The sequence below is a fragment of the Coprobacillus sp. genome, from assembly GCF_984815275.1.
Genome location: NZ_CFJNYH010000012.1, coordinates 43,523 through 61,326, shown reverse-complemented (window position 1 = coordinate 61,326; position 17,804 = coordinate 43,523). Strand labels below are relative to the sequence as shown.

The following is a 17,804-nucleotide window of genomic DNA, read 5'->3' as shown; positions in this document are numbered from 1 at the left end:
TAAAGCTATTGACTAGTCATTGAATTAACTTACGGTCTATTAAGAACCATGAATTGAAATCATCTTTTTATTTAGAATATCTTTTTTGTAAAATGATAATATATTCTTTCTATATCTTCTTTTGAATATACATCTTTTGATTGAAGATGATATTCTTTGATTGTTTGAATCAACTGTTTTTTCTGTATAACAGAAATATCTTTAAGATATATATCTAATTGACTATGATCTGTAAACGCAAGAATATATCGCATAGGGATAACTGTATTATCAAGTAATAATTCAAAATGATACTGAAAATTTTTGAATTCAGATATAGGAAAAGGAAGGTTTTGAACGATTTTTTCTTTATTCTTATTTTCAGTTATCTTTTTTAGTGTACCTTGATGACATATATAGTGCGCTGATTCATTATGAATTTGAATGACATACAATCCAGTTGTTAGTAATATAAGAATATAAGGTTGAACAATATTTTCATATTTTGTTTTGGTTATTTGATACATGATTCTATGTGAGCCTAATTCCCTTTCAAGCCAATAACTCTGTGACATCCTTTTTAGACTTTTTTTACGAGTTATATACTCAAACAATCCTGAATAAATTTCTGTATAGAAACTCGCTTTAAAAATATAATAATTACGAATAGTTTTTATCACCATCGCAATGCTAAACATGCAAAAGAACCCTATTAAAACCACAAACAAAGTCCGATTGTCATTCATCATAATCCTCCTAGTCTAATTCAGGACCAATATGTTTGTCAAAAATATATTGTTGGCTTGACCCAATAAAACGCATATAAGCTTTAATAAAGTCTTTCATAGCATCTTCAACTGCCATATTTAATTCCATATATTCTATATCTGGTTCATCTGCTAATGTTTTTATGAGAGCTTCTTTGGCATGTTTCATAAGATCAGTACAGACATTAATTTTATTGATACCACATGCAACTGCTTTTTGAATGTTCTCTTCACCAGCACCAGAACCACCATGTAAAACAAGTGGCATATTTAAAGCATGTTTTAATTGTGTTAATCTTTCAAAATCAAGTTGAGGAATCATCCCCTTTGGATAAGCTCCATGGGCAGTTCCTATTGCGACTGCCAGACAATCACACCCTGTTCTTTCAACAAATTCTTTAGCTTGCATAACATGAGTATAATAATCAATATTTTGACCATCAGCATTGGCTGCTAATCCAACATGACCAAGTTCTGCTTCACATGATTTACCAAGACTATGAGCAAGCGTTGAAACCATTGATGTTCTTCTTATATTTTCTTCAAAGTCATAAGATGAAGCATCAATCATCACACTTGAAAAGCCCCATTTGAGAGCCTGAGCAATATCTTCAAAATTTGCTCCATGATCTAAGTTAAAAGCAACTGGTACACTTGCTTGCTTGGCTAACGCTTGAATCATAGGAACCATGATATAACCATAACCATGTGCTTTAAGTTGTCTTGGCGAAATATTAATAATGACAGGTGAAGATTCTTCTTCAGCACTTTCAATAATAGCTTTGGCTTGTTCCATATTCACACAATTGATAGCCATCACAGCATAATGATGTTGATGAGCATGCCAAAGCATGTCTTTCATTGATACATACATATATCTAACCTCCATATTTTAAGAAGGGATGTCCAGCATCCCTCTCTTCTAGTTTGTTTCCACTGGTAATGGCTTTTTCCATAATGCATAGATGACACCTGTAATACAACTTCCTAAGAACCATAATCCTATAAATAATAATGGATGAGATGTCATAGGAATAACGAAGATTCCACCATGAACAGCAGGTGAAGCAAGTGACGTCACCATACATAATCCACCAGTAATACCACCACCAATCATACAAGAAACCACTACTCTTATTGGAGCTTTAATCAAGAAAGGAATAACTGCTTCCTCAATATAAACACAAGATAGCATCATTGCTGATTTGGCGTTTTCTCTATCAACAGCATCAAATTTCTTTTTTCCACCTAAGAATGTTGCAATCGCAATACCTAAAGGGGCTGTCATACCTGAACACATTTTTGCTGAAGTTGGAATAAACAAACCATCAGCATTCAAGCCATTGGTAACCATGGCTGCTGCCTTACTGACTGGTCCACCCATATCTACACACATCATCGCTCCAACAGCTGCTCCAAACACAAATTTGGACCCTGTATTTAAACTTAACAACCAATTTTGCATCGCTTGCATACACCACGCAATTGGATTTCCAACAACGTAATACATCATCAATCCACAAACAAGTGTTGTGACAGTTGGAATGACTAAAATCGGCATAACCCCCTGTAAGTTCTTTGGAATTGATATCTTCTTCATCCATAAAACACAGTATCCTACCATCATTCCACCAACAAGCCCGCCAACAAATCCAGCATTTATTGTATTCGCCAATGTTCCCATAGCGAGACCAGGAGCAATCCCTGGCTTATCAGCCAAAGCATATGCTGTAAAAGCAGCCACAGCTGGCACTGTAAAATTCCATAAACTTGTACCAATTAACATAATAACTTTAGCAAGTGTATCAACCTGATTCATATGACTCGCAATATCATATCCACCCATCATTTTAGCAATGGCTTGTAAAACGCCACCGCCAACGATAACAGGAATCATATAAGATATTCCAGTCATAATTGAATCTTTTAAAATTGCACTCTGACTTTTCTTTTGAGCATTCTTTCTTTTAATTTCAGCCATACTATTCTAACGCCTCCAGTAATTCTTTAACAATTCCATCAGCATCCTTAACTGCTTCCTGAACAGCAACTGTCATTGTGGGAACGTCATCAAAACGTTCGTGATTTTTAATTCTGATATCACTTGCAATAATTGCAGCATCACATTTTGCAAGATCATCACTTGTAATTTCATTTTCTAATCCTTGAGCACCTTGCGTTTCTACCTTCACCTCATGCCCTGCGGCCTTGACTGCTTTTTCTAAATTTGCAGCCGCCATATAAGTATGAGCAATGCCTACTGGACAAGCCGTTACACAAACAATGTACATAATTTTTATTCTCCCTTCATCGCAAATATTTTTTTTATTTCTTCAACAGATGAAGCATTTATGAGTCCGGACCTAAAATCCTCATCCATTAAATTCATAGCAAGTGTCGATAACATTTTTAAATGAACATTATCAGATGAATTGGGTGCAGCCAACATAATAATATAATTGACAGGTAAATCATCAAGTGACCCCCATTCTATTGGTTCATCAAGTTTGACTAAAGTAAAAGCTGCTTCTTTGACACAATCACTTTGGCAATGTGGAATAGCAATTCCGTTCCCAATTCCAGTTGCAAATTCTTTTTCTCTTTCAAATAGACCCTTTCTATATTGTTCCTGATTCGTGACTTTTCCTGCTTGAAACATCAGTTCTCCTATTTTATATATAGCATCTTTTTTATCTTTAGCATTCAGATGAAATTGAATAAGTCGTTCATCAAGCATATCTATCATCAACATGTTGTTCCTCCTTTCATAGAGTTGTTTTTTCTTTACACTCATATCTTATCAATCATCTTTGACTTATACAAATCAACAAATTGCACCAATATAGTGCAATTCTTCATCATTTTCTAATATTTGCATGTTCTTTTCTATAAATGTACATAAATAAAGAGTTTTGAAATAAATTCACTAACTTTTTTCACTTGATTGGTGATATTTATTAAATTTACTCCTGTATAACATATCTTTATAATAAAGTTAGAAATAGTTAAAGTGCTATTTAAGAAAGCGAGGGATATATCATGTTAAATTTTGAATTTTCAACACCCACAAAGATTATCTTTGGTAAAGGAACTCATGGAGAGGTTGGAAAAGAGATCAAAGAAAGAGGATTTCATAAAGTTCTTATCCATTATGGTGGCACATTCTTAGAGGAGAATGGTGTCCTAGATACTGTTCATGAAAGTTTAAGAGATGCTGGATTGGAGTATATCGATTTTGATGGTGTTATTCCTAATCCAAAATTAAAAAGAGCACAAGAAGGTGTTAAAATCTGTCAAAGAGAAAATGTAGATTTTATTTTAGCTATTGGTGGAGGGTCAGCCATTGATTCTGCAAAAGCAATTGCTTATGGAGTTGCTAATGATTTTCCCTTAGAAGACTTATTTTTAGGAAAAGTCACAACAACACAAATTGCCCCAATGGGATGCATTTCTACAATTGCAGCAACAGGTTCAGAAACAAGCAACTCTACAGTCATTGATATAGAGACTCAAGATCAAGGTATTCTGAAAAGGTCTTACAACCATGATTGTGCAAGACCTCTCTTTGCGATTATGAATCCAGAGTTAACCTATACATTGCCAATGTATCAAACTTGTAGTGGGGCTGCTGATATTATGATGCATACAATGGAAAGATATTTTACAAATGTGACTGATGTTCAATTAATTGATCGTATTTCTGAAGGATTACTCGTTACAGTGAAAGAAGAAGCTTTAAAAATTATTCATGATCCACAAAATTATGAAGTCCGTGCAAATTTAATGTGGGCTGGCAGTCTATCACACAATGGTTTAACAGGAACAGGGCGTATTGGAGATTTTGCGACTCACAAAATAGGTCATGAACTGAGTGCTATGTTTGATGCAACACATGGAGCAAGTTTAACAGCTGTTTGGTCTAGCTGGGCAAAATATGTTTACAAAACAAATATTGAACGTTTTGCACAATTTGCTGTCAATGTATTTGCTATTGAACCTAATTATTATAATCTTGAAGAAACTGCATTGAAAGGCATTGAAGCATGGGATCAATGGTGTCATCAAATTGGTATGCCAACAACGCTAAAGGAATTAAATATTATTCCAACTCATGAACAAATTGAAGAAATGGCTGAAAAAGCAGCTGATACTGGTCATGGTGTCATTGGCGGATTTATGCAGCTCAAAAAGGATGATATTATTCAAATTTATCAAATGGCTTTATAAATATGAAGAGGATATACGAAAATAACTTTTAAAATTTAATTTATTTCCATAATCTCATTAGACGAAAAAGGGCAATGATAATCACTGATTTCACTGTCCTTTTTGTTTTATGGAAACTTTCATGCCATATTTATTTTATTACAGTCACTTTTCATTTGCATAAAAATCATAACCTATTTATGATTCTTATGAACCTTAATCACTTTTGCAGGAACGCCAACAACAGTCGTGTATTCTGGAATATTAGAAATCACTGAACTTCCTGCTCCTATAATCACTTCTTTGCCTACTACAATATCATCAATAATGGCAGTCCCAACTCCAATAAATGTTTTTTGACCAATTTTTGTATGTCCAGCAATTGCTGTATTTGGTGAAATATTAACAAAGTCTTCTATAATACAATCATGCTCAATAATTGTTGCAGTATTAATAATACAACCCATCCCAACAGTTGCATTTGTATTTACGACTGCATTTGCCAAAACAATAGTCCCTGCTAAAACTTTGGCAGTAGGACTTATCAATGCCCTTGGATGAATAAGTGTACCAATCGTTATGTCCATAGTCTTTAACATTGTTATTTTATTTTCTCGAATATCATTATTTCCTGTTGCTACAAAGACTTCATCATATGATTTTAAAAATGTAGTGAATTCTACTTCATCTTCACTGTATACACGATAATGAGGAATATCGCGATGACCCTTCTCTTTAATTTCTAAGAAATCTATTTGACTATATTGCTGTGTTGCTAAAGCACATTCTAATGTCACAGTCCCCTGATCTCCTGCTCCCCATATCAATAATTTTTTCATAGATATACTCCTTATCTTAAAATAATGTTTTCAACAAATCTCAACTCTAAACCATCAATAATTTCATGCGCCTTGTATTCCCTATCCTTTTCTAAAAAAGCAATTGGTGAATGAGCATCATAACCATATAAAACCTGACACCCATAAGTAGAAACAATTTCCCAAAATTCACGAAATGGATATGCATATCGTTCTTCATACTTATTATCTTTATTATCAAATTGATAACATTTCTTACCATAACGAAATCCATTAAGATTAATTTCTAATGGAACATCATAATCTAAACTGATTCTTGCAATGCGATGAGCTGCTTCTCTACATACTTCTGAGAATTGTCTTCTTCCTAGCATAAAATAATCTGGATGAGCAATATATGTGATAAATCCTTTTTTGACTGCATTTTCAACTTGTTGAACATAGGATAAAACATCATCATCAGAACAATAACAATCATATTCATAACCCATATATTTAAGATGCTGACCCAATATGAAATAATCACATTCTTTTCTCAATTCTAAATAATATTCATCATATTCTTCAAAATATTCTATTTCATAACCTATCTTAATATCAATTTGCTCATGATACTTTTTTTGTAATTCTTTAAGACTTAAAACATATTCCTTCTTTTGTTCATAACTCATGCGATCTCTAGGCATTTTAACTCCAGCAAAAGGAATATGATCACTAAACCCTAACATCTTAAAACCTGCATCAATAGCACTTTCTACATATTGAATATCCAATCCTTCAGCATGACCACATCTTGTAGTATGAGTATGAAGATTAAATTTTTGTTTCACAAGTTCACCCCTTTTCATCACTCTTAATTTTATTTTAAGCATGGATTGAAGTGAAGTCAACGACATTTAGATTTATAAAAAAAGTTTAAGACAAGGAAGATATCTCTCCCACTCCTAAACTTTTGATATCTTGTCAATTCTTGTGCAGCAAAATGAAGATATAAAAAAGCTCATATAAAACTTTTATATCCAGCATAGTTACTGTTCTATTTGAAAGCGTTTAAAAATTCTTTATAATGATTAGCATCTAATATCTTTTGTATTTTGTCAACATCTTTGGTTAAAGAGGCTAATTGACCAAAAATAACTCTAAATGAATCTTTATTCTTAGGATCCAATGCAATCATGAGTATCATTTGCACCTTTTCTTCACCCCATTGAATTGGCTTTTTCAATGTCATAAATCCAATTCCTGGTTTCACAATGTGACCTTTAAAGGAGTGTGGAATCGCAAATCCATCACCAATAGAGGTAGGTGCTAGATTTTCCCTTTTCAATACAGATTCAATAAATCCTTCATCTACATACTTTTGCATAATCAAACGTGTTCCAAGCAACGTAATCACTTCTTCCCGACTACGACAATCACATTTAAAGAAACAAATATTTTCTTTAATATGAGAAACCAATTGACTGTATATACCATAATGATATGATTGCTTTTCTCGTGACTGTTCAAACATTTCAGTTAAGCGATTCATATCTGATTTCCCTAACATTGGTGAGACAACCACGACTTCAATATCTTCTAACTGTAATGGCACAGTTGAAATCACAAAATCCTGATCATCTTTATTCAATTCATGAGTCTTTAATAATGGAACTGTATCCTTAATAATAACATTTGGAAAAGCCAAATGAATTTTCGCTTCAATAAATTGAGAAGTGGACATCCCACTTCCACAAACAATGACAACTGTTGGATAGAGTTGAAGTGAATTCGCTTTTTTTCTTTTTAATGAAGCACCAACATAGAGTGCTAAATCACATATATCATCTTCCTTAAGCAAACAATAATGTTCACGTGTTAAAAGTTGAGAAATATAAGTTGCTATTTCATATTCATATGCTAAATCACTTTTAATTGTTTTTTTCAAAGGATTTTCAATATAGATAGAATTCATAAGTCTAGCAAATAAAGCATTCAAATGAATAAAGATTGATATCATTAATTCCTCATCTTCACTCAATCCCTCACCATAAACTGCATCTACTTCTCGCATAATCTCAACAATACCATCAAAGGTTTGAGGAGAAATCTGCCTTATACTTTCTAAACTTCTGTTTTGATAAATACGTTTATTTTGATATTTTAATCCAACAACATTGATATAAACATAATTTTCATCTTCAGATGAAATATGAATTTGAAAATAATTTTGAATACCTTGGACTATATATTTAGTAATATCCCATTCTAAATTATCAATTTTATCAATTGTATTAACACCTTGACAACTCTTTCCCTGATGAAGATGTTCCACCATAACTGCAAATTGTAAAATACAGTTGATATAAGAGTGATCAGATATAACCAAATCAAATTGTTCCTCAGCATTTTGAATAATCATTCCTATTGTTTTCAATTGAACATTATAGAAGAAAGGCTGAAGTTTTTCTAAAATCTCATTGCCCTGATAAACAACAATTTTTCTTAACACATAAGCTTCAGCAATTCTTTTTTTAAACTCTGTTCCTTTTAAAATCATTCCATATTTAACCGATTTATCTAATTTTAAATCAAAGTTTTCAAAAAAGGATATCAATTTATTGACATCATTCATAATTGTTCCTTTACTTACAAATAACTTTTCTGAAATACTTTCCGTAGATATATATTTATCACTCCTTAATAGTTCTAATGCAATATAATATTTTCTTGTTTCAGGTAAAAAAGAAGATGCATTTTCATCCTTAAGTAACAAATTATCAAGATAAACCTTTCCTTCATTTGAATATTCCAGCCATAACCCCTTACCAGTCTTCGTATAGATGATACAACCAGTTCCAGTTAACTCATCTTTAATCTTTTTGATATCTGCTTTAATTGTTCTTGAACTTCTTTGCAAAAGATTAGCAATTTGAGAAGTTGTATATTCTTTATGTCCTGTATAAAGGAGTTCTAATATTTGTTTTTCTCTTGGCAATAACATTTCTTTCCCTCCTTTCGACACAATTCAACCATTTTATCCACATATATCATAACATTATGCTTATCATGTCTCAAATCATAAATTTGCACTAAGATAGTGCAAATCAGTTATATTCATTTAAACATTGATATTCATAAAAAGATATGATACGCTATCATATGAACTGGTTCGAGAGCCAAACCCAGTATAAAAAACTAAGGACATGAAAACAAGATGGCTCTGCCATCTTTTTTATGTCTGGCTTCTAACTGTACTTTAGAAGAAAGGAAAAGAAAATATGAAAAAACAAACAAAGATTCAAATGGTTGTGACCATAGGAATCATTTTGAATGTTGTTGGTGCATTTATAGCCATGACATTCTCCATTCCATTTTATATGGATTCAATTGGTACGATTCTCATTGCTGGATTACTAGGACCTAAGTATGCCATGTTAACAGGCGTTCTGGGAAGTATAACAAGTGGTTTTACTTTTGATATGTATTCCTTTTATTATGCTCCTGTACAATTGCTGACAGGATTCTTTGCTGGTATTCTCTATCACACACCTTGGTTAAAAGGAAAAAGAATGCCTATTGGAAGTCTTCTTGTTGGTATTCCAACATCAATAATGAGTGCCATCATTACTGCTTATGTATTTGGTGGACTCACTGCTGGCAGCAGCAGTGCTTTTGTCTTTTTGTTTCATAACCTAGGTTTACAACTTGTTGTAAGCATATTTATTGTTCAAATAATCACTGATTATACAGATAAGCTTTTCGCTGTCTATTTCACAAGATTAATTATTGAAAGAGGTCATTTAATGGAGAAATGGGGGATAACATGGAAAGATACAGCCACATTACAAACAAAGTCAAAAGAGAAATCGTTCTTTTAAAAGCCAGACCATGTATTTGGTCAAAATGTACATTTTGTGATTATATTGAAGATAATTCTACATGTACAAAAGAAATGATTGAAATAAACAATCAAGTCCTAGATTTAATAACAGGTGAATATGGTATATTAGAGGTTATTGATTCTGCTAGTATTTTTGAATTACCTAAAGAATCATTATTAAAAATCAAAGAAGTGATTAAAAAGAAACATATTCATACATTATTTATAGAAAGTCATTGGATTTATCATAAACATATTCAAGAAATCAGAGATTTTTTTGGTATCAAAACAATTGTGAAAATTGGTGTGGAAACTTTTGATGATCATTTTAGAAATGATTATCTTAATAAAAATGCAACCTTTCAATCAATTGAAGAACTCAAAAAATATTTTGATTCACCATGCTTAATGGTTGGTATAAAAGGTCAAACCAAAGACATGATAACAAAAGATATGGAGATTCTTACAAAGTGTTTTGAGTATGGAACAATTAGCGTTTATCGCAATAATTCTACGTCTGTCAAACGTGATGATGAACTCGTTCACTGGTTTATGCAAGAATATGATTATCTTATTGATGATGAACGTTATGATTTCTTATACGATCCAACTGATTTTGGTGTTGGTGAATAAATGTAAAAAACATTGATTTAATAAGATGAATTTGAGACAAAACTGAGACGCACAACAAGTTCTTCCATGCTATAATAGACATGTTATCAGTCCTCCCTTGAAAGGAGGTGAGAACAATGTTGGTTGAAGCAATTGTTTCTACCATCGTCTCTGTTATAGCAGGGTTAGTCTTGTACTTTCTTTGCAGATGGCTTGACAGTAGACGTCACTGATGATAAGCCGAGAAAACCCAAGGGAGGCAGTCCCTTGGGTTTTCGTTTGAGAACAATGTCTCTGCAATTGTTTCTTCATCAGTATCTTATCATAAATCTACTGACTATTCAAGTATATTCAAAAAATTCAATTTTCAAACAACCAATATGATAATCGAGAAGATATTTCTAAACCAAGTTTCTTTTGTAGTTGTAAAGATGCATAATTATCTTCAATAACTTGACAATAAGGAATCCAACTATGATCTAGAAAATAATTAATAAGATAGCTTTCTAACATCATTGCATAACCTCTTCTTTGATATTGTGGAAGAACCTCTAACAACCCCATACTTCCCTCATTATGAATTCCAATAAACCCAGCCAATTCATTATTTTCAAAGAGTCCCCATAAATGTTTCTTTGCAATAAGTTCATCAATGTATTGAGAATCATCACTATGTTGATAGACTTCTTTTATTTTTTGTGAATATTGTGATGTTAATAAGCAAATATTCACTTCTAAAGGATATTCAATAGGTATATGTTTTGAGTGTTCATAAACTGCCTGATAACAGGCAAATTGCAATGTCTGATGATAATCATTCACCAATACATCAGCAATATCCTTTTGTTTAACATTAAACAATTGATATTGATGCAATTCCTTTTGTTCATAAAGTGTTTTAAAGTTATGAACATTATTCATAGAAATCATGCATGTATCACTTCTCAATTCATGAAAAATAATTCCATCTTCACCCTGATAAATTATTCGAACCTGATTTAATCTCATCGGTTCTAACATATCTATATCATTCAATCTATCTAGCTTAAGCATTTTGCTTTAACCAATCTTCTTTTTCTAAAACATAACAAGCACACTTCACTAAGTCATCTTTATCAATTTTTTTCTTCACAATAACTTCACCTGTATATTTTAATCCACATTTTTGCATCACTCTACCTGAAGCAATATTTTCCAGATGATGAATAGATCTCAATTTTGTTATTGGTGTTTGCGTAAATAAAAACTCAATAACAGCTTCAAAAGCTTCACTCATATATCCTTGATTCCAATATTTCTCACCAATAACATATCCAATTTCTCCATAACCATCCTGATAGAAATCGTTAACTGTACCAATACTCCCAATAACCTGATCTTCCCCCTTTAAAGTGATTGCCAAGTCAAGAGCATTATCCTTTTCTATACCAGGTAATTGAAATTGAGTAATGAAATCCCTTGTTGCCTGAACATCAACATGGGGATACCATGTTAAATATCGAGTAATATTTTCATTATGACAATAAGACTCAAACATGCTTTCTGCATCTGATAATCTAAAATTTCTAAGCAATAAACGTTTTGTTTCTATAACTGCTTTCATCTTTTCCCCTCCTCATTCATTTTTAGTATTATAACATATCTTCAATCTGATTTCATTTTCTCAATAAGAAATAACTGTTTTTTCTTTATGAAAATGTTTATAATAGACAAAGAGGTGAAAATATGAAGTTACTAGCAAGTGATTTTGATAATACGTTATGGTTTAATGATCATATGAAAGATAATGATGTTAAAAATATCAAAGAATTTCAAAAGCATGGAAATCTGTTTGGTGTATGTACAGGAAGATGTTTACATGGAATTGTCAATCCAAGTCAACCCTATAACCTTGAACATGATTTTTATATACTATTAAGTGGTGCCCTTGTATTAAATAAGGATAAGGAAGTCATTTTTGAAAAACAAATTCCTTTATCCCTAGTGAAAGAGATTTATAATTTTCTAAATCAAAAAGATGCATCTATTGTTTATAAAGATGTTATGTACAAGGTTTATAAAACAAAAAAGCCAGATTATCATGGTGTCTATATTGAATCAATAGACGAATTAAAAACAGAAACAGTAAGTGCTTTTTCTTTTCATTATGAATTAGATGAATTAGAGGAAGCCACAATAGCAACAGATTTGATTCATCAAAAATATGGAGATATCATTGAAGCTTATCAAAATAATCAACATATAGATTTGGTTGCTAAAGGATGTTCTAAGGGAAATGGCATAAAAATCATTCAAGATTATTTCCAATTAGATCTCAACGATATTTATGGAATTGGAGATTCTTGGAATGATTTACCAATGTTAGATGTTATTGAAAATGGGTATTCTTTTACATATGCACCTGTTCAAGTTCAAAGACATGCAAAAACAATTGTTGAAACTCTTGCTGATTGTATAAAAGACATTGAGAGTAAGTAGTCTTTCCTATATAATAAGGATAGAGCATTCTTATTATATAGGAACTCATTTTTAAAATATTAAATATATTTTTGTTATTTTCCAAAAGTTCATCTATCGTTTTTGATTATATCAAAAATTATTTCTTAAAAAATTGACAAATGTATACAAAGATGCTATTATCAATGCAATAACAAAGGAGGACGTCTCATGATATTCATTATTAACATTTCCAAAACCATGATGTGTGTAAGAAAATGTTAGTATGAGACTGTCTTATTTAAGAGAAATCAAGAAAGCCTCGTTCATTCATGAGGCTTTTTATATTAGAGGGGGAATTCGATGAAAATTGGTGTAATTGGCTTAGGGACAGTTGGGTTTGGTGCTGTAGAAATATTAACTCAACAAAAAGAAAGATTAGAAAAACAAATTGGTGAAGAAGTTATTGTCAAATATGGATGTTCACTAGATGAAGTGACTTTACCAGAAGAAATCATCTATACACAAGATTTTCATGATGTCATCAATGATGAGGAAATTGACGTCGTTGTTGAATTGATTGGCGGAACAACAATTGCCAAAACAATTATTTTAGAAGCTTTAAAAAAAGGCAAACATGTTGTCACTGCCAATAAAGCATTAATTGCTCATGATGGTCAGGAAATCTTTGAAACAGCATCTCAGCATAATGCAAAGATTTATTATGAAGCTGCAGTAGGCGGTGGGATTCCTGTTGTTGTACCTGCAAAAGAAGATTTAATTGCCAATGAGATTGAAAAAATTGAAGGTATTTTAAATGGAACAACAAATTTTATCTTAACATTAATGGAAACTGATAATCTAGATTTCGATGAAGCATTGACAATTGCTGATGGTTTAGGATTTGTTGAAGCTGATGCCAGTTTAGATTTAGATGGGATTGATGCAGCACATAAGATTCAAATACTTGCAATGAATGCTTTTGAAATGTTCTTTGATTTCAATAAAATACAAGCAACTGGTATCCGTAATGTCACAAAGAAAGATATGGATTATGCAAAGAAACTGGGATATCGTATCAAGCTTATTGCACAAGCTAAAAAACTTGATAAAGGTTATGGAATTGATGTTTCTCCTACTTTAATTGGTATAAAAGACATTGTTGCAAATGTGAATCAGGCATATAATGTAGTAGAGATAACTTGCAATTATTTAGAAAACGTGATTTTCTATGGAAAAGGAGCTGGACGTTATGTCACAGCAAGTGCTGTTGTTAGTGATATTATGAAAACACATAGACAGGATATGTGGAAACATGACTATCAATATGAAGATCGTATTTATCCAATCACATATTCTAAATATTATGTTAGATGTGATCATCCTTTAGATATTGATTACGAAACTTATTTCTCTCAAGATAAAGATCATATTTATATTACAAATAAGATTGAACTTGATGAATTATTAGAGCAATTACAAAATGAAACATATAACTTATTTAAAGTGAGGGGTTAGAATGAAAGTTATTGTCCAAAAATTTGGTGGTACCTCAACACGTAGTGTAGAAACCCGTGAGCATATGTATAAAAACATTATTCGTGAACTAGAAAATGGAAACAAGGTTGTAGCCGTTGTGAGTGCAATGGGACGCTTTGATGATCCATATGCTACTGATACACTTCTTTCTATTGTCAATACTGATGAATTAACAGATGAAGAAATTGATCGTTTAACAAGCATTGGTGAAACAATATCAACATTAGTATGCAAAAGTGAATTATCTGAAATGGGCTATTCAGTGGAAACAGTGACAAATACTGAATTAGGAATTTTAACAGATTCCCATCATATGAATGCAACAATTACAAATGTTGAAGGAAGTCATATTACTGATAAACTTAAGCGTGCTGATATTGTTATCTGTCCTGGATTCCAAGGTTATTCACAAAATGGAAAAGTGACAACATTGGGACGTGGTGGTAGTGATTTATCTGCTGTAGCAATTGGTGTTGCTATTGATGCAAGTGAGGTTGAAATCTATAGTGATGTGAATGGTATTTATACAGCTGATCCGCGTATTGTCCCTGATGCCATTCAATTAGAGTATATTAGTTATGCAGAAATGCTTGAACTTTCTAAAAACGGTGCAAAAGTCTTGAATCACAGGTGTGTTCAATTAGCCGCAAAGCATAATATTACCATTCATGCAAGAAGTTCATTTGATAGTCGAAAAGGAACATATGTGTTAGGAGATGAGAAAATCATGAAAGACCATTTAAATCAATTAATTATTTCAGGAATTACTGGTTCACAAAATGAAGCACGTGTCACACTTGTTGGTGTTGATGCCAAGGTGAATGGCGCTGGTCAGCTTTTTGAAAAGATTGCAGAAGCCAATGTGAACGTCAATGTTTTTAATCAAGCTTTAGTTGGTGGAGGAAAGATGGATATTTCTTTAATCATCAATGATAAAGATGTTCCTGGTGTTGTGGAAGTTATCAATGATTTAAAAGAAATCTTAAAACCTCAAAAAACAATTGTGAGAGGAAATATTGGTAAGGTAGCTGTTATAGGTGTTGGTATTAAAAATAACAAAGGAATGTTCCAAAAAGTATATAATACATTAATGAGTAATGATATTAATGTAGAAATGACTTCTTGTAGTGAAATTAACATTTCATGTTATATTGATCGAGATGATGTCAAAAAAGCCCAAGTGTTATTACATGAAGCGTTCTTAGGTTAAGGAGGAAATATAAAATGAAAAAATATAAAGTTGCAATTGTAGGTGCTACTGGTGCAGTCGGAAGAGAAATGTTGAAATGTATTTTTCAATTCAATTTCCCTTTTGAAAGTCTTAAACTTCTAGCTTCTGCCAGAAGTGCTGGTAAAGTTGTAGAATATGAAGGACATGAGTTTGTTGTTGAAGAATTAACAGAAAATTCATTTGAAGATGTTGAAGTTGCTTTCTGGAGTGCTGGTGGCAGTATTTCTGAGAAATATGTGCCCTATGCAGTGAAAGCGGGATGCATTAATATTGATAACACTTCACATTTTAGAATGGATCCAGAAGTGCCTTTGGTTGTACCTGAAGTCAATGGTGAAGCGTTAAGAAACCATAAAGGAATTATTGCTAATCCAAACTGTACAACAATTCAAATGGTAAGTGCGTTAAATAGATTAAATGAATACTTTGATATTGAAAGAATCATTGTTTCTACATACCAAGCTGTTTCTGGTGCAGGTGTTGCTGGTATGGAAGAACTTTATAGACAATCTCAAGAAGTGTTAGATGGAAAAGAACCTATTGCAAAAACACTTCCTTGTGCTGGAGATAAGAAACATTATCCAATTGCATTCAACTGTATTCCACAAGTTGATAAATTTGATTTAGATAATCATTTTTCTAAAGAAGAAATGAAAATGGTTAATGAAACAAAAAAAATCTTTGATAAAGATATCAAAGTGAATGCAACTTGCGTTCGTGTTCCTGTTTTAAGAGGTCATAGTGAGTCAGTTTATATTGAAACAAAGAAACCAATAGATATTGATAAGGTCTTTGAATTATTATCTTCTTCACATGGTGTTGAACTTTATGATGATATTGAAAATCAAGTTTATCCAATGGCAACTTTATTCATTGGTGATGAATTGGTACATGTTGGACGTGTGAGAAAAGATTTAGATAATGACCATGCTTTAAGTTTATGGGTTGTTGCTGATCAGTTAATGAAAGGTGCCGCTTATAATTCTGTAGATATTGGTTTAAAAATGATTGAGATGGGTCTTCTATAGAAATGTCAACTTATCTGATCCCTATCCAAGTAGCGATGATTGTTTTTCCTATCATCGCTTTTTGTTTGACTCTCCCTTATGCTATTTATCAATATTATAAGTATGGAGCCATTCCAATACTCAGAACTTTAATTATCTTTTCTTTTATTTATTATCTGATCAATGCCTATTTCATGACAATATTACCTTTACCATCAGTAGAATCAGTTGCGAAAATGACTTCTCCTACAATGAAACTCACACCATTTTATTCAGTTCCACAAATTATAAAAGCAAGTCCATTTGTATGGAATCAACCATCTACATATATATCAACATTATTAGAGCCAAATATGCGAGTCATCTTATTTAATATCCTTCTAACAGTTCCTTTCGGAATCTATTTAAGATATTACTTTCAGTTGAGCTTTAAGAAAACAATCTTTTTTACTTTTCTTTTATCATTATCATTTGAACTCATCCAACTCAGTGCTTTATTTGGAATTTATCCTCGACCATATCGTCTTTTTGAGATTGATGATTTAATCACCAATACACTTGGTGGGATGTTAGGATATGCTATATGTCCACTTTTTGCTCATTTTTTACCAACAAGAGAAAAACTTGATTCAATAGCCTATGAACAAGGACAAAAAGTATCAAAGCCTCGTAAATTCTTTGCTTTTCTTATAGATGCTTTATTTATTTTCATTCTTATTATGATTCTACATCTTTTGAAAGTTCCATATCATATCAGTTATTTTGGGATTACAATTCTCTTTTATATTCTTTTACCATTTATGCACAATGGACAAACACCTGGCAAAATAATGACAAAAATCGTTCTAGAAAATCCTTCTGGTACAAAGAAGTATCAATATCTTATTCACTATCTTCCATTATACTTCCTGATTATTCCAACTCCTTATTATTTCTATCAATTTCTTAAACTATCAAATCAACTATCTCCTCTATTGTGTTATGGAAGTATTATTATACTCATAATTATTTTCTTTCTCACAACATGTCAATTTATCTTATCTTTCTTTTCTTCATCTCATATGTGGTTTGACTATTATTCTCATCTTACTCATGTATCAGCTATCACTCAAATACCTAATCTCCCTCAAACACCTGAACTTTAACAGGTGTTTTTGATTAATAAAAAAAAGAATCAATATTCTCAGTTAAAAAATAAGTTCTCAAAAACTCAACATAACCATAATTCATTAAAGTATAATTCTTGCCTTTCAATTGAATTGGAAAATCATTATTTATGTCCATTATGACTTTTATTTTTTGATTTTCAGCAATAGAAAAGGCATTACCATCTGTACCTTCAACAAA

The 17,804-nt window shown here is 31.8% G+C and carries 18 protein-coding genes and 1 riboswitch; of the genes, 8 read left to right on the top strand and 10 right to left on the bottom strand.

Annotation, left to right across the window (positions count from 1 at the left end; all coding sequences use genetic code 11):
* Positions 1 to 71: 71 nt before the first annotated feature.
* From AC5M21_RS06035 to AC5M21_RS06015, 5 genes are read right to left on the bottom strand one after another with little or no spacing between them, the layout of a single operon-like run.
* Positions 72 to 725, bottom strand: a complete 654-nt coding sequence (locus AC5M21_RS06035) for a hypothetical protein (protein WP_008787391.1) — start codon at positions 723 to 725, stop codon at positions 72 to 74.
* A gap of 10 nt (positions 726 to 735) precedes the next feature.
* On the bottom strand, positions 736 to 1,620 hold the full coding sequence (locus tag AC5M21_RS06030) for a class II fructose-bisphosphate aldolase (RefSeq protein WP_008787390.1): 885 nt from the start codon (positions 1,618 to 1,620) through the stop codon (positions 736 to 738).
* 48 nt (positions 1,621 to 1,668) lie between these two features.
* Positions 1,669 to 2,727 (bottom strand): PTS fructose transporter subunit IIC, encoded by a 1,059-nt coding sequence (locus tag AC5M21_RS06025; RefSeq protein WP_008787389.1) that lies wholly within the window; start codon positions 2,725 to 2,727, stop codon positions 1,669 to 1,671.
* Position 2,728: 1 nt separating this feature from the next.
* Positions 2,729 to 3,037 carry a PTS fructose transporter subunit IIB gene (locus AC5M21_RS06020; protein ID WP_008787388.1) on the bottom strand — a complete coding sequence of 103 codons (309 nt, stop codon included), beginning with the start codon at positions 3,035 to 3,037 and terminating at the stop codon, positions 2,729 to 2,731.
* Positions 3,038 to 3,042: 5 nt separating this feature from the next.
* The gene (locus AC5M21_RS06015) at positions 3,043 to 3,498 is read right to left on the bottom strand and encodes a PTS sugar transporter subunit IIA (protein ID WP_017143921.1); all 456 of its coding nucleotides are present in this window, start codon (positions 3,496 to 3,498) and stop codon (positions 3,043 to 3,045) included.
* A gap of 287 nt (positions 3,499 to 3,785) precedes the next feature.
* Here AC5M21_RS06015 and AC5M21_RS06010 point away from each other — a divergent pair, with 287 nt between their 5' ends.
* Positions 3,786 to 4,973 carry an iron-containing alcohol dehydrogenase gene (locus AC5M21_RS06010; protein WP_008787386.1) on the top strand — a complete coding sequence of 396 codons (1,188 nt, stop codon included), beginning with the start codon at positions 3,786 to 3,788 and terminating at the stop codon, positions 4,971 to 4,973.
* A gap of 173 nt (positions 4,974 to 5,146) precedes the next feature.
* Here the strand turns inward: AC5M21_RS06010 and AC5M21_RS06005 are convergent, their stop codons facing one another.
* The 3 genes from AC5M21_RS06005 to AC5M21_RS05995 form a co-directional block, all read right to left on the bottom strand.
* Positions 5,147 to 5,791 (bottom strand): acetyltransferase, encoded by a 645-nt coding sequence (locus tag AC5M21_RS06005; protein ID WP_008787385.1) that lies wholly within the window; start codon positions 5,789 to 5,791, stop codon positions 5,147 to 5,149.
* Between the two features lie 11 nt (positions 5,792 to 5,802).
* Positions 5,803 to 6,600 carry a PHP domain-containing protein gene (locus AC5M21_RS06000; protein ID WP_302280723.1) on the bottom strand — a complete coding sequence of 266 codons (798 nt, stop codon included), beginning with the start codon at positions 6,598 to 6,600 and terminating at the stop codon, positions 5,803 to 5,805.
* A 206-nt stretch (positions 6,601 to 6,806) separates the two neighbouring features.
* Positions 6,807 to 8,753, bottom strand: coding sequence for a BglG family transcription antiterminator (locus AC5M21_RS05995; RefSeq protein ID WP_493531476.1), 1,947 nt, complete (start codon positions 8,751 to 8,753; stop codon positions 6,807 to 6,809).
* 157 nt (positions 8,754 to 8,910) lie between these two features.
* Positions 8,911 to 8,957, top strand: a riboswitch (PreQ1 riboswitch).
* A 73-nt stretch (positions 8,958 to 9,030) separates the two neighbouring features.
* Between AC5M21_RS05995 and AC5M21_RS05990 the strand changes: the two genes are divergently transcribed.
* Positions 9,031 to 9,630 carry an ECF transporter S component gene (locus tag AC5M21_RS05990; RefSeq protein WP_008787382.1) on the top strand — a complete coding sequence of 200 codons (600 nt, stop codon included), beginning with the start codon at positions 9,031 to 9,033 and terminating at the stop codon, positions 9,628 to 9,630.
* On the top strand, positions 9,576 to 10,265 hold the full coding sequence (locus AC5M21_RS05985; RefSeq protein ID WP_008787381.1) for a radical SAM protein: 690 nt from the start codon (positions 9,576 to 9,578) through the stop codon (positions 10,263 to 10,265). The genes AC5M21_RS05990 and AC5M21_RS05985 overlap by 55 nt, the downstream gene beginning before the upstream one ends.
* Before the next feature lie 339 nt (positions 10,266 to 10,604).
* On the opposite strand, the gene AC5M21_RS05980 is transcribed toward AC5M21_RS05985, so the two are convergent.
* On the bottom strand, positions 10,605 to 11,297 hold the full coding sequence (locus AC5M21_RS05980; protein WP_302280724.1) for a GNAT family N-acetyltransferase: 693 nt from the start codon (positions 11,295 to 11,297) through the stop codon (positions 10,605 to 10,607).
* Complete coding sequence (locus tag AC5M21_RS05975) at positions 11,290 to 11,847, bottom strand: GNAT family N-acetyltransferase (protein ID WP_117598754.1); 558 nt, start codon at positions 11,845 to 11,847, stop codon at positions 11,290 to 11,292. The genes AC5M21_RS05980 and AC5M21_RS05975 overlap by 8 nt, the downstream gene beginning before the upstream one ends.
* A 122-nt stretch (positions 11,848 to 11,969) precedes the next feature.
* Between AC5M21_RS05975 and AC5M21_RS05970 the strand changes: the two genes are divergently transcribed.
* The 5 genes from AC5M21_RS05970 to AC5M21_RS05950 all read left to right on the top strand — a co-directional run bounded on the left by AC5M21_RS05970 (position 11,970) and on the right by AC5M21_RS05950 (position 17,602).
* Positions 11,970 to 12,722, top strand: a complete 753-nt coding sequence (locus AC5M21_RS05970; protein ID WP_054325410.1) for an HAD-IIB family hydrolase — start codon at positions 11,970 to 11,972, stop codon at positions 12,720 to 12,722.
* 321 nt (positions 12,723 to 13,043) lie between these two features.
* A complete protein-coding gene (locus AC5M21_RS05965) occupies positions 13,044 to 14,198 on the top strand; it encodes a homoserine dehydrogenase (protein ID WP_278666204.1) in 1,155 nt (384 codons plus the stop codon).
* 1 nt (position 14,199) lies between these two features.
* The gene (locus AC5M21_RS05960; RefSeq protein ID WP_117598753.1) at positions 14,200 to 15,429 is read left to right on the top strand and encodes an aspartate kinase; all 1,230 of its coding nucleotides are present in this window, start codon (positions 14,200 to 14,202) and stop codon (positions 15,427 to 15,429) included.
* 14 nt (positions 15,430 to 15,443) lie between these two features.
* Positions 15,444 to 16,478, top strand: coding sequence for an aspartate-semialdehyde dehydrogenase (locus AC5M21_RS05955; protein WP_117598752.1), 1,035 nt, complete (start codon positions 15,444 to 15,446; stop codon positions 16,476 to 16,478).
* A gap of 2 nt (positions 16,479 to 16,480) precedes the next feature.
* Positions 16,481 to 17,602 (top strand): VanZ family protein, encoded by a 1,122-nt coding sequence (locus AC5M21_RS05950; protein WP_008787374.1) that lies wholly within the window; start codon positions 16,481 to 16,483, stop codon positions 17,600 to 17,602.
* The last annotated feature ends 202 nt before the right edge of the window (positions 17,603 to 17,804 follow it).